Here is a 12245-nt window from a genome sequence, read left to right on the forward strand (position 1 = left end):
ATTTTATTAAATATTATCGAAATTAAAATTTAAAATTACTAAAACCATTTCTAAGTCAAGTAAATTCATTCTGCAAAATCGGTTGAATATAACTTACTAGAAAATGGATTTTAAGTTACTCGGGCAACCTATTCATTGGTTACTTTAAATATTTTACCGTCTGGTAAACTATTTACGTAATAAGTTAAGGGGCCACTTCTTACAATAGCAGTTGGCTGGTTTAATGCTGGTCCAAATTTAGCTTGTCCATTATCGGCGGCAACAACTATTCTACCTGTATTAGGGGTAAATCCTTGTTCGCCCAATTGACCGTGTTCTACTACTACGGGGTTATAAGTCGGATCAAACGTCATATCGGTTATAGCAGTAAACCCTTCTTGGTATATTGAAACCTTACCAGATAGGTCTACAGAATAAATCCGGGCTTTTCCGGTTGGGAATGGAAAACCAGTTAAAGTAGTAACATAAAAATGTTGTTTGTTGAAAGCAATACTGGTAGGTACGGGGTCTATAGTTGGCGGGCCTAATTTAGTCGGATTTTTAATATCGTCGAAGGTGACAAATACATCTAATTTTCCGGCAGGTGTCCGGCGAATAACAGCATTGGCTCCGGCATCGGTAATGTAAAGGTTGTCTTCCGGACCTACCGTTAAATTATAGGGGTTTGATTCATCGGGCTTCACTTTAAACGGATAATTTAAAACAAATTTGCCAATATTTTGCTTTTGAAGCGATTGGGCTTTTAAAGGAGTACTTCCAATTTTATAAGAACTTATATCTGCTATGTATAATATGCCATTGGTATGCAAAATATAAACTTTACCATCTTTTACTAACAGGTGGTTTAAGCCAACAATCTCCTCAGGACCTCCAGGGCCAAAAAAGGAAGGAAAACCATTAATAACAACGTATTTTTTACCATCGGACTTAAATACGGATACTTTTCCATCACCTTTGCCGGTGCCAATTTCTGTAACCCATAATTGTTGTTCGGCGTCAAGGGCTAAACCAATAGGGTTATTCAGCTTGGTAGCATACTCCTTAACTTTTAAAGGATTGGGTTCCACCGAATCAAGGTACTCATAAAATTCACGACAGCCCGTTACTACCAATAGTGCAAGGCTAAAAAGCAGGGTAGTTAATTTTAATTTCATAACGAAAAGAAGGGGTTAAGTGATAGGATAGTTTAAGTCCTTAAGTTATTGATAATGAGAAGTAATGCAATACTTTTTAGATAAATTTATTTTTAAGTTATATCTTTTTTGTCTGGATATTTATTAAATAAATGCAATTATTTTAGCTCCAATAACAAAGCACCTGTACTGGAAAATAAAAGAAATATGGTAAAATGAAGTGGTTTAAAGGTTTTATCCTAACTTCTTTAAGATTAATTTGATAGCAGAGAAAGTCAGAATCCAATCTTTTTTTCTTTTTTTATTTCAAGAATTAATGGAAAAATTACCATGAATATACCGGAAGCATGACCCTGCTTGAAGAAGAATAGGTTGAAATTACTTAATGAAGAATTTATTTTATAAGGTATAAAGCTATCTAAAACACACGTTGACTTTGTAGATGTAACTTAACTTTTTAAACGAAGTTTGCCGGATGTTACACGAGGAAAAAAAACAGGGTAGTAAGACGGTAAATCCTACTACCCTGTACGATGATGGGTTAATGAATTAAAAATTTATTAATTTACTAAATTACAAATGGTTAAAATACTGCACCACGTGCGTTAAAGCAACCGGATTTTTATAAGATAATTTTTTGTCCCGGATATATGCCTTCATGGAACTAGCTTTATCCTGGTATAAATTTTCTAAATCTTTTTTAGGGTTACGCAAGTTAATTATCTCGTTTTCGGGCGTAAGTACATAATAGGAATGCAGCCGGGTAATCTGGTAGTTTTTACCCGAATGCAACGTTTCGTTAGTAGAGTAAGGTTCGTAATACCGGCCCAGCGAAGCATACATGGGTACCGGATCTAAATTCCGGATAACAAAAGCTGTTCGCTTCACCAAAGTATATTTGCCTTCGGTTACTACTTCAAAAAATGCGGGGGTTTTAAAGCCTGGCACATCCGGATTTGGCGACCATTTAAAAGGCTTAAAAATTTGCAGTACTTGTTTTTTCTCGTTAAAACCTTGAAAATAAGAAACGTTTACCGGCGAAAAAGCCCGGGTAAAACCATCGGCGCCTTTTACCTGAATAATTTCTTTGTTGTAGAAATAGCTTAACGCCCCGGACAAAGTTTCTCCGGTAGTAAGTACTACTTTACCGGCTACCCATTCGTGCTTATTTAAATTTTGAGCAAAAGCCGGATAACAAAATGTAGAAATTATAAGAAAAATGCTCCAAAAATAAAGCGATTTCTGAAACATAGCTTTTGGGTTTAGTAAATAAAAGAATAGGTTTAGTTACACATGCCAGTTGAACTAGCTAAAATGCTGATAAGTATACGGTAAAAGTAGTACTTTTTTTATTAAATTATTTGGCGAGTTGGTAGAGTTGATGCAATAAATTAAATATTTGATAATAGTATTTAATTTATTGCAATAATAGTTCAACAAATTAAGCGTCTTATTGAGCTAATTAAGCTGTTTTTAGTAAAAAATATTCTAAATTTTAAATTGATTATAAACTAGGATTAATTTAAAATGCTTTTGTTGAATTTTTGATTAAAATAATTTAAATTGTACTATTTAGTTATTATGATTGATAGTTTTTCAAGGGTTGAATATAAATAATAGGGGCTTTTAGAAGAAGATGATATAAATTTTAAAGCAGTTTGTTTAAAATAGAATCTTAAGTAAAACCTATTTGCTTACAAATTATAAGTTAAAAGGAGAGTAATAAATTTAATCGTTATTCAGGTTAAAGAAGGTTAACTTTAAATTAAAACCAGATAAGACTATTATTTCAGGAGTTAATTACCTAACTAAGATTAGATTTTTATACTTAGCATTCTGATTTAAATATAGCAAAGACCGGCAATCAAAGCCGGGTCAGATACTTTTATAGGATCGTACCCTGGAAAACGTGCGCCAGGAACAAAAAATTTGGTTACGACTTAAGCTTCGACGATTGTACAAGTAGACTTATAATTGCCATTTACTTCGCCTGGAAATACAATGGTTTTTGGGGTGGCTCCAGCAACCACGGCGAAGAATGCGAGATTGGCTGGTAAAAGTAAACAGGTGATTGTAAATTAATTAAATGGAAAATTCTTAAGCTAAACTCTTCTATCTAATACCCGTACCTCCTTAAAACCTAAAAACTATGAATTCTTTACCACTTGCTATCCGGAAAATAGTAGTACCAATAGATTTTTCAGACTTATCGCAACAAGCTTTTCAGGTAGCATTGCAATTAGCCCGAAAAAGCGGAGCAATGATTAAGTTGCTGCACATCATTGAATTACCTTTAACATCTGGCTACGGTACTTCTTACGCGGGTATCGAAATGAATCCGGTTGGGGCTTACCAGAGTTATGATTTTATGCTGCCGGAACTGCTTGAGCAATCAAAACAACAAATGAACCGATTAGTGGAAGCGGGTAATGTTCAAGGGGTAATTGTGGAGGCGGAAGTGGTAGCGGACCTGGCAGTAAATAAAATTGTGAATGTAGTTACCGAGGAGCAAGTAGATTTGGTAGTAATTGGTTCTGCGGGAGCAGATGGGCTGGAAGAATTATTGATTGGCTCGGATGCGGAGGATGTAGTCCGCCACTGTCCTTGCCCGGTACTTACTATTAAGCAGCCGGCTGCTGTCAACTTCGAGGTAAAACAAATTTTATTTCCTTCGGATTTTGCTCCTGAAACTGCTACCATTGTTCCTTATCTTACTTTTTTTCAGCAATTCTTTGGTGCCCAATTAAATTTATTATACGTCCGGACTAAGAATGATTCCATTAGCGAGCAGGAATTAAAAGATAGAATGCTGGCTTTTGTAAATGCCCATCAATTAACAGCTGTAAATTTGTTTATTCAACCTAATTCTTCTGCCAGCGATGGCATTCTGGAGGTAGTAAGCACCGTAACTCCGGATTTAATTTTAATGCCTACGCATGGACGTACCGGCTTTGCTCATTTGTTTCATAAAAGTGTGGCCGAAAGTGTGGTAAACCATGCCTCTATTCCGGTGTTAACCTTCCATTGGCCAAACGCGCAATCCTAAAACCGTTATTATAAAATGCATTATTTTGTAAGTAGGAAGCTAAAAAAGATTTTAGAATTTAAAAGAATGAAATCATTTTTAGTAACTTATAATAAAAGAGCTATGTAAAAATAAGGCTTGTTTCTACTAACTTAATACTTGTGGCCATTTACTTACCTGAAATAAGCGTATTTTTGTTCTTTATTCAATTTAAGGCGGCAAGTGAGCCCGCTGATAATTTGTTTTATGGCGGCAAAAACAAATATTCTTTTTATTCTTAATCCTAAATCCGGGCGTACCAGTCAGGTTAATGTACCCGAATTACTAAGCCGTTACCTGGATGCGTCTAAATTTACCTCAAAATTAGTTTTTACCGAGTATGCAGGCCACGCCACAGAATTGGCCCGACAGGCCGCTAAAGATGGTTATAAAATAGTAGGAGCCATTGGGGGAGATGGCACTGTTAACGAGGTAGCCACGGGTTTACTAGATTCAGATGCTATTTTAGCAATTCTACCAAAAGGCTCCGGTAATGGATTGGCGCGCCACCTGGATATTCCCCTGAATCTTCGCCACGCAATCCGGATTATAAACGAATACTATTCCTCTGCTATTGATACTTGTACTATTAACGATCATCCGTTTTTTTGTACGGCCGGTATAGGGTTCGATGCTTATATAAGTTCCGTATTTGCCAGTAGTACCAAGCGGGGCTTGCAAACCTATATCCGGCTGGTATTGCAGGAATTTACTAAATTTAAGCCTCAGGAAGCAGTTCTGGATTTTAATAAACAGTTGCTTACTACCCAGGTTTTTGTAGTAGCTTTTGCCAATGCCACGCAGTACGGCAATAATGCGCACATTGCCCCCAAAGCCGATATCAGAGATGGTTTGGTAGATGTATGCCTGATCCGGGATTTAGACTTTCGGAAGGCTATTCATTTAAGTTTAGGAATGCTTACAAAACGCATCGCCGCAGGTAGTTCAGCGGAGTACTTTACTTCCACGCATATTGCCGTAACCAGCGAACAACCTTTTAAATTTCACGCAGATGGAGAATACGTAGGCGAAGCAACTGAGTTTAAAGTAAGCATCAATCCTTTATCCTTAAAAGTTATTCATCCGAAAGGCTAATTAAAAAAAACACAAGTATCAGGATATTGGATGTTAGACTTTTGTATAAGTAAGTAGCAAATGATCATTCTATTATTTCATCCATTTCAACACTAAGGATATTAAATTGATTTCGTCCTGTTACTTATAATAAGGCGTTAAATCGAATATGTTTTTACTAAACAGATTAATTTTGTCTCCAATATCGGATATCCCGCCATTGGTGGTGTCTACACCATAGCCTTCAGGCTAAGGGAGAAGGATATCTTTTGGCGAAGGTTTACGTGTTCCGTTCTCCATTCTTTTGTGTTCTTTTCTGGCAATTTACAATAATCATTTAAAGATGTTCTCCAACCAGGTTTTTAGTTGCTCCAGCCCATTTCGAAGTGCTGGGCAGAAATGGATTATTCATTTTTTAAATAGCTCCTTGCTTTCCACTCGCTTAGCTCAAAATCTTTCTCCGCAACCCTCCTAAGCCTGGTTTCTACCTGCGTAGAAAGTAGAAGCACTAATAGCCGGCTATAGAGATAACATTCAAACCGAAATATGCTCATCTTGCCTGTTTTATCCAGCTCCAGCACGCTCTTCCCTATTTTATAGCGGCCGATAAAATAACCACTGGCCTCATTTAAAGCCTGCCTGTGCTTCAGCTTAGAGTATCCCATACCCAGTAGGTTTAATTCCCGCTCTACCTGCCTAGAGTCAAATTCCTGCAGTAACTTCAGATCACTCTCTTTGCCGTCCCGCACGGTTAATTGCCGTATGGAGCCGTTGATAAGTTCATACTGCTGGTGAATCTTAATGCTAGCCGACCCATTGTCGCCGCCACTGCCTTGGTAAAAAGCGGCCAGTGCGAGGGTAATTGGAAACTGGTAGCAGCCGTGAGCAGTACGCGCTCCCAAATAGCAGGCGGCGGAAGGTTTGTTTTACAGCGTAATGTTTGCTCAAAAACTTGTTCAAAGCAAGAGGGCAAGAACCTATCAGCAAAGGTATTAAACCGCTCATCCAGCGATTGTTTACTCCTCACTACGCCATACCTGTCAAACAGTTGTTCCCACATCTGGCTTAAGCTAAACTCCTTGCCGCTGGATACCATTAACAGGAGCAACGGCAAAAACATCCAGCCACTCAGCCGCGAGCTGCTCGGCTCAATAAAACGACTCTGCCGGGCTAGTTGCTTCAAGGCTGGTTGGTCAAAGAGAAGGCTTAATCGAGCTAAAATTTCCTCCTCGGACACAATGCTGCTCCTGTGCGCTGCTTGTTCCACGCCCCAAAAACAACCAGGATCCGCCTTTTAATTCCTTAGCCGGACGACTAGGGTGAAGACACCAACAATTATAATCCTTCCCCAGAGTACTTGCCGGTGAAAATATTCAAAAAGCGCTTTTAATTAGTAAATTTTAGAATTCTAAATAGATTTACAGTTACAATAATTGTACGCCATCGGCGACAAAGGTGATTTCTTTTTTGGGCTGCCCAATGGCTTGTATTTCCGCTGCCGATTTGCCCGCATCTTTTAAATAATGTTGCTGATCCGCTACGGAAATTACTTCCTGGTGAGCCGTTCCTTCTAAAACTACCTTTTTACCATTCAGATTTTTGGGCACAAAGAACCCATAATTCCGGAAACGGACTTTCATGCGGGTATTATCCGTAAGTTTTACATCCATCCAACAGCCTTTTACCTGACATACTTGTTGCACCACGCCCGATACTTTTACCTGTACCGAATCCTTACCGGCTATAAACTGGGGCAGTTCACTTGCCGCCATGCTTTTACCAGCGGATACCGCCCGGCCAAAATGAGTAGCAGGTTGTTTCTTACTATGAGCAGGAGCTGTAGTTTGGGCATATGCGTTTGAATGGCTTTGCCAAATACAAAAGCTGGTCATTAATAGAATAAATAGTAATTTCATGAGAGTACAATTAATTGAAAAACAAATGTTGTAATAGATTTTGCTATAGTTAACAGTAACATAAACCGATTCTGTAGCTACCGCTAAAACTCGTTCTGTTGGGTTATACGAATTTACTAAATTTAACAAAATAGTAAATAAAGAAAGATGTATTACTAGTGCAATCAACTAATCTGATCTAACTCTTTATGTGGTGCATACTAATGTTTAGAGAAGGTAGAATTAACTAGTAAAAGCGAAAGCCTAATTTTTATTTTAAGCAGCTTCTAGTAAATTTATTATTGAAATTACTCCAAAAATGATTGAAAAACCGGAGCCATTACAGGCGGTTTTTTGTTATACCTACGTTAAAGTAAGTAAGGCTTTAGGTTACACCATAAACTGCTCTAAAGAAAGCAATTGTTATAGTAAATTAAAGAATTAGTCAGATAAAACTTTGGCCATTTTAAAAGTTAGCAGATTTAAAAATTAGCCAGTATTAATTAAGTAAGAGAATTATATATGCCCTTTTCTTATTACTTACCTTACCGGTAGAAACGAGGCGCTTATGGAACCCGATAAAAAAAATACGATTGGTACATCCAGTAATTCTACTTTTGCCCGCATAGAAAAGGTGCATCCGTTTCTGATGATGCTTTATTTGGTTATAGTAGGAATCTCGGTAATGTTTCTGATTTTAATGGTAGCTTATATCCGGACCCGTATACTGGAAGAAGGCCCCATTAACCGGCATTTCTCGAAATTTTTTAGTATTAGTACCATCCTGCTGATTTGCAGTAGTTTTACCATAAGCCGTTCTATTTACTTTTACCTGAAAGATGATTTGTTCAAACTGAAGGCTGTACTTTGGGCAACTTTATTGCTCGGAATGGCTTTTGTCTGGTCGCAAATAGCCGGCTGGCGCGATATGGACATGCACGGTATTCCGTTTCGGAGTGGTTCGGGTACGTATGTTTACTTAATTTCAGCTTTGCACAGCCTCCATTTACTGGGTGGTTTTGGGTATTTGTCGTTTATGTTGCTTAAAACGCTGCACGCTTCCCTTAATCCTATTCGCTCGTTAGTATTTATTCGCAATCCTTACCGCCGGCAGCAATTAACTTTGCTGTGTACTTACTGGCATTTTATGGATATTTTGTGGGTTTGTATCTATCTGCTCTTTCTATTCTTTAATTAATCAGATTGTTCTAAATAAGGCTTAATTATTAGCGATTTATAAATATAAGTACAATCTAAAGGTGCGGTAAACTTTAATGAACGAGAGTTACATGGCCTTTGTATTCCTTATCCGAAAACTTAATCAGGTAATAATAAACCCCATCGGTAGCATTGTGGCCGTCCCACTTAAATTCACGGTTTGTACTGTTGTAAACTTGATTGCCCCACCGGTTAAAAATTGTAATACTGGCAAAAATACTTTCGCAATAATTCGGTGGTAAATTGGGCATCTGGAAGTAATCGTTCAGGCCATCGTTATTCGGGGTAAAAACATTAGCCGGGATAAAGCTAGTGGTATTGGGCGGTTGCACCAGAAAGATTACACTTTTTACTAAAATGGCATGCGGCTGACAGGCTTGCTCCTGCACCGAAAAATTTACCTTATACGATTCTCTATCCAGGGAGCGGCAATCCGGTGTCCAGGAAAAAGCCGTACGGGCAGAACCGTTACCAGAAGCAGGTGTAAATTGCATCCCGTAATCTGCTAAATTAAAATCTTCCCCGGCCGCGCTCAGTATAATTGGGTTTACATCCGGATCTAAGCCAAAAATAGAATCGTTAACCGAACCGCCAAACGGAATAGTAATGGTTTGACCTTCGAGTAAAGTTTTTAGTTGCGGAGGAGCATTAGGGTTATCGATGCGTACTTCAACGGTAGTTATTTTAGAAACCGGTTGACCACACACCATAGAGGTTGCCACAAAATCGAGTAAGTAGCTGTTTTGCCCGGTAGCGGAACAATCTATTTCCCACCGGAAAGGTACAGTAACGGCCCCTGGCCCGGAAGCAGTAGAAAAAGTAATTTTCTGGCTACCTAACTTAAAATTGCGCGGTTCCAGTTTTACCGTAACTTCTTCTTCGTCGGGGTCGGTGCCTATCGCATCAAAAGTAATAACATCTCCCATTTTAGCAGTTAGAACCGTATCCGGAGCGGTTGTACGAATAGTTGGTGGTTCGTTGGGTACCGGTTCTGCTATAATCGTCAGGTGAACGGTATCGGCTTTAGGTAAACTGCAGCCATTGTCTTTTACCATTACATCTAACAAATACGTTTTCCCTTTAGAATCTAAACAGCCCGGAAAACATAGCGTTGCTTTTAACGAATCCCTTTGCCCTCCCTGGTTTACCACGCCTTGTGTTACACTTAGAATTTTATCCGTCATCGTAAAATTAACGGGCCGGTAAGAAATAGTGAGCGGTTCGTCGGGGTCAGGGTCCATTATAAAAATATCAAGGCAGTGATTTCCATCCGGAGTCAGGCGCAAGGTGTCTCCTTCCCGGTAAGATACTTTTTGTCCCTGTACCTGAGCTGTAATTTGTGGTTTAGCATTAGTGGGGCAGTTTAAAACCAATAGCTGAAAATCGCGGCGGGTTTCGCCAATTCTAATATTATCTCGGTATTCAATGCAGCGTACCCCAAAAACAAATAAACCTAAACGGCTGGGTTGAACTACTAAACGACCGGTAAATCGATCAATAGACATACCTGGATTTCCCGGAATTTGATTATTAATTCCTAAACCGGCCGCCCAGCTTATAGTAGGGTAGGGACCACTGGAAGGAAATTCGGGTAAGGGATCGAACGGAGTACTGTAGCCATTAAGTGGGGTAATCATTTCATAGACCAGAGAATCGCCGTCGGTATCGCTGCCAGAAAAATCGTAATAAAATAATTCGTTAATGCAGGCATAATCGCTGAGCGGTGGAAAAAGCTTGGGCGAGGAATTTACAAAGGGCTTATTGTTTTTAACTACAGCCGGAAACTCTAAATAAAAAGCCTGCCCGGCATTTTGGGGGGATACTATATTGGATATTACGTTATTTCGGCAGCATCTTTCCCAAACCACATAATACCCCTGCGGACTGGTATACATAAAGGGGCTTAGCTGCACCGTACTGGTATAAACCAGCTTTTGGGTACTCAAGGAGGAGTTGGTGCAAGCAATGGAAGTATAGGCAACCGGTACCGATGAAGTTAAAGGTAGGTACACCTGTTGCATGAGTTCATTGGTTTGCTTGTCAAAAATACTGGCCACCAGGTCCGGGTCCAAAGCTCCCGGATTACCATTTAAATTATCAAAATACATATTTAAGGTAAGCCGGTAATTAGAGGAGGAGAGATGCTCTAACTCAAACTCGCCGCCCACAATATGAGTAGCCCGAGCGGTTAAGGTAAAACAACCTATAAATAACAAAAAGAGTAACCGTAATTTCATGTAAACACCTAAGCTAATACAGGCTTAAGCTACTAAAATTTAGATTACAATGCTACAGGTAAAAGAGTAAGTAGAAAGAGAGGCTGGAAGTAAATGATACTGGTAAAAGATACGGCAATGGCTATGAAATTTCGGTAGGCCGCACCAGTAAATTATCTAATAAATCGTCGAAGGGAAGCGGTTTGGAGAAAGCACAACTTAAGTAGGAATTGGCTACTATCCGGATAAAAGAAGGCTGCGCGTTTAAGTGAATTAAATCAATGCTGATATTGCCGTACAGTTGGTTGCACAGAATACTGTTAGCCAAACAAGCTGGTGGCGGGGTAAAGTAATATTTGTATATGGTCTCAATAAATTCAGCCTTGGGGTTTGTTCTAATATCAGCAGAATGCAGCCTATAACCCAACTGGATAACCTGATCTTTTAAAAACTCAGTCAGAAATTTAAAATTTTCTTCACCAATCCGATCGTCAAAGAAAAAAAGAACTCCTTGTTTACCTAATTGCTCAATACGTTCTAGTTTATAAGTGGGCCGGATACCGGCCTTGTCAAAATGGTAAGATTTAAATAAGGCGGGAGTCCAGTTTAAATACGTTTTTTGTTGCAGCCAATGGGCATATTCTTCCTGATCGGTGCCTGTAAAACCAGAGTGCCGTTTACAAGTTGGTTGTGAACTTTTATTTTTGGTAAAGAGATATTTAAAATTCTGTAACAAAGATTTAAGCAAATTAAAACGGAACATTTTGTTTTTGTAATATAAATAACATTTCCGAGTTTAAATAGTTTAACACTTACTTAACAATAATTAAAAATAGCCGCAGCAGAAACGATATAACGCAGGTTAAAAGTTTAATGAAAGATAGAATTTAAACCTGCTTTTTATTGGATTGTTTTTGAGTGAACGGATAAAGAAGTAAATGAAGCAGATATTGCATCTTACCGGCATAATAAATCTGGTTATAATAAATTGACCTGGGACAACCGTTTACTTTTTTTTGAAATACGAAACGTTTATCTTTAATACAAGTACTATATCTCTCTTTTGCGGTCTTAAGATTTATTTGGAATAAGAGCAATTAATTTTAAATATGATAGTAACGACTAAAAATTTAGAAATAAAACAGCGTTTACTTAGCGAATGTCTACGAATCCAGAATGTGCAGATTCAAACTGCTAAAAGTGCCATGGACGAAGCGCAGGAAAGCGCTAATGAGCACCAGGGTGCGGGTATTGAAGATAAGTTTGAATCGTTCCGGGAAGCTTGCCAAATTCAGCGGGATATGTTTGCCAAGCAAATGGATGAAGCTATTACAGTTTTAGCCATTCTAAAACGGATTGTAGCTACTAAAGAAAATAAAATAATTACTCTCGGTTCGGTGGTGCACACCAACTTGCAAAAGTATTTTGTTTCGGCGAGTGTAGGCGAAGTACAGGTTAACGGAGAAAAATACTTCGCTATTTCTACTATGTCGCCCATTTTTAAAGCCATGGCGGATAAAACAACCGGCGAAACATTTACTTTCCGGGATAAACAATACCAGATTGAAGAGGTTTTTTAAATATTAATCAGAAAATTTATAATCGTTAAAAATCTTATTTGACTATAAACAAAAAAGGTGAGCCC

11 protein-coding genes are annotated in these 12245 nt (G+C 38.5%); 4 read left to right on the forward strand and 7 right to left on the reverse strand.

What is annotated here, in order from left to right; translation table 11 throughout:
* Window positions 1–128: 128 nt before the first annotated feature.
* Together HUW48_RS06835 and HUW48_RS06840 are read right to left on the reverse strand one after the other, a co-directional pair.
* Window positions 129–1154, reverse strand: coding sequence for a ScyD/ScyE family protein (locus HUW48_RS06835; RefSeq protein WP_182414968.1), 1026 nt, complete (start codon window positions 1152–1154; stop codon window positions 129–131).
* Window positions 1155–1706: 552 nt separating this feature from the next.
* A complete protein-coding gene (locus HUW48_RS06840) occupies window positions 1707–2384 on the reverse strand; it encodes a hypothetical protein (RefSeq protein WP_182414969.1) in 678 nt (225 codons plus the stop codon).
* A gap of 898 nt (window positions 2385–3282) precedes the next feature.
* On the opposite strand from HUW48_RS06840, the gene HUW48_RS06845 reads away from it, so the two are divergent.
* Together HUW48_RS06845 and HUW48_RS06850 are read left to right on the forward strand one after the other, a co-directional pair.
* On the forward strand, window positions 3283–4179 hold the full coding sequence (locus HUW48_RS06845; RefSeq protein ID WP_182414970.1) for a universal stress protein: 897 nt from the start codon (window positions 3283–3285) through the stop codon (window positions 4177–4179).
* Between the two features lie 225 nt (window positions 4180–4404).
* A complete protein-coding gene (locus tag HUW48_RS06850) occupies window positions 4405–5292 on the forward strand; it encodes a diacylglycerol/lipid kinase family protein (protein WP_182414971.1) in 888 nt (295 codons plus the stop codon).
* Window positions 5293–5675: 383 nt separating this feature from the next.
* Here HUW48_RS06850 and HUW48_RS06855 read toward each other — a convergent pair whose 3' ends face one another.
* From HUW48_RS06855 to HUW48_RS06865, 3 genes are all read right to left on the reverse strand, one after another.
* Window positions 5676–6020 (reverse strand): hypothetical protein, encoded by a 345-nt coding sequence (locus HUW48_RS06855; protein WP_182414972.1) that lies wholly within the window; start codon window positions 6018–6020, stop codon window positions 5676–5678.
* A 2-nt stretch (window positions 6021–6022) separates the two neighbouring features.
* Window positions 6023–6508 carry a hypothetical protein gene (locus tag HUW48_RS06860; RefSeq protein ID WP_182414973.1) on the reverse strand — a complete coding sequence of 162 codons (486 nt, stop codon included), beginning with the start codon at window positions 6506–6508 and terminating at the stop codon, window positions 6023–6025.
* A 187-nt stretch (window positions 6509–6695) separates the two neighbouring features.
* Window positions 6696–7187, reverse strand: a complete 492-nt coding sequence (locus tag HUW48_RS06865) for a DUF4920 domain-containing protein (RefSeq protein WP_246343756.1) — start codon at window positions 7185–7187, stop codon at window positions 6696–6698.
* Window positions 7188–7734: 547 nt separating this feature from the next.
* On the opposite strand from HUW48_RS06865, the gene HUW48_RS06870 reads away from it, so the two are divergent.
* Window positions 7735–8364 carry a cytochrome c oxidase subunit 3 gene (locus HUW48_RS06870; protein WP_182414974.1) on the forward strand — a complete coding sequence of 210 codons (630 nt, stop codon included), beginning with the start codon at window positions 7735–7737 and terminating at the stop codon, window positions 8362–8364.
* A 73-nt stretch (window positions 8365–8437) separates the two neighbouring features.
* Here the strand turns inward: HUW48_RS06870 and HUW48_RS06875 are convergent, their stop codons facing one another.
* Both HUW48_RS06875 and HUW48_RS06880 read right to left on the reverse strand, forming a co-directional pair.
* Window positions 8438–10621: a gliding motility-associated C-terminal domain-containing protein gene (locus HUW48_RS06875; RefSeq protein WP_182414975.1), complete on the reverse strand. Its 2184-nt coding sequence runs from the start codon at window positions 10619–10621 to the stop codon at window positions 8438–8440.
* Window positions 10622–10742: 121 nt separating this feature from the next.
* Window positions 10743–11363: a hypothetical protein gene (locus HUW48_RS06880; protein ID WP_182414976.1), complete on the reverse strand. Its 621-nt coding sequence runs from the start codon at window positions 11361–11363 to the stop codon at window positions 10743–10745.
* A 346-nt stretch (window positions 11364–11709) separates the two neighbouring features.
* Between HUW48_RS06880 and HUW48_RS06885 the strand changes: the two genes are divergently transcribed.
* Window positions 11710–12180: a hypothetical protein gene (locus tag HUW48_RS06885; protein ID WP_182414977.1), complete on the forward strand. Its 471-nt coding sequence runs from the start codon at window positions 11710–11712 to the stop codon at window positions 12178–12180.
* The last annotated feature ends 65 nt before the right edge of the window (window positions 12181–12245 follow it).

Origin of the sequence: Adhaeribacter radiodurans, assembly GCF_014075995.1 — a bacterium.
Lineage (GTDB): Bacteria > Bacteroidota > Bacteroidia > Cytophagales > Hymenobacteraceae > Adhaeribacter > Adhaeribacter radiodurans.

What these genes read in the sequence shown, in the direction of transcription:
- HUW48_RS06835 (WP_182414968.1), bottom strand. Translation starts at nt 1,154, where the DNA reads ATGAAATTAAAATTAACTACCCTGCTTTTTAGCCTTGCACTATTGGTA.
- HUW48_RS06840 (WP_182414969.1), bottom strand. Translation starts at nt 2,384, where the DNA reads ATGTTTCAGAAATCGCTTTATTTTTGGAGCATTTTTCTTATAATTTCT.
- HUW48_RS06845 (WP_182414970.1), top strand. Translation starts at nt 3,283, where the DNA reads ATGAATTCTTTACCACTTGCTATCCGGAAAATAGTAGTACCAATAGAT.
- HUW48_RS06850 (WP_182414971.1), top strand. Translation starts at nt 4,405, where the DNA reads ATGGCGGCAAAAACAAATATTCTTTTTATTCTTAATCCTAAATCCGGG.
- HUW48_RS06865 (WP_246343756.1), bottom strand. Translation starts at nt 7,187, where the DNA reads ATGAAATTACTATTTATTCTATTAATGACCAGCTTTTGTATTTGGCAA.
- HUW48_RS06870 (WP_182414974.1), top strand. Translation starts at nt 7,735, where the DNA reads ATGGAACCCGATAAAAAAAATACGATTGGTACATCCAGTAATTCTACT.
- HUW48_RS06875 (WP_182414975.1), bottom strand. Translation starts at nt 10,621, where the DNA reads ATGAAATTACGGTTACTCTTTTTGTTATTTATAGGTTGTTTTACCTTA.
- HUW48_RS06880 (WP_182414976.1), bottom strand. Translation starts at nt 11,363, where the DNA reads ATGTTCCGTTTTAATTTGCTTAAATCTTTGTTACAGAATTTTAAATAT.
- HUW48_RS06885 (WP_182414977.1), top strand. Translation starts at nt 11,710, where the DNA reads ATGATAGTAACGACTAAAAATTTAGAAATAAAACAGCGTTTACTTAGC.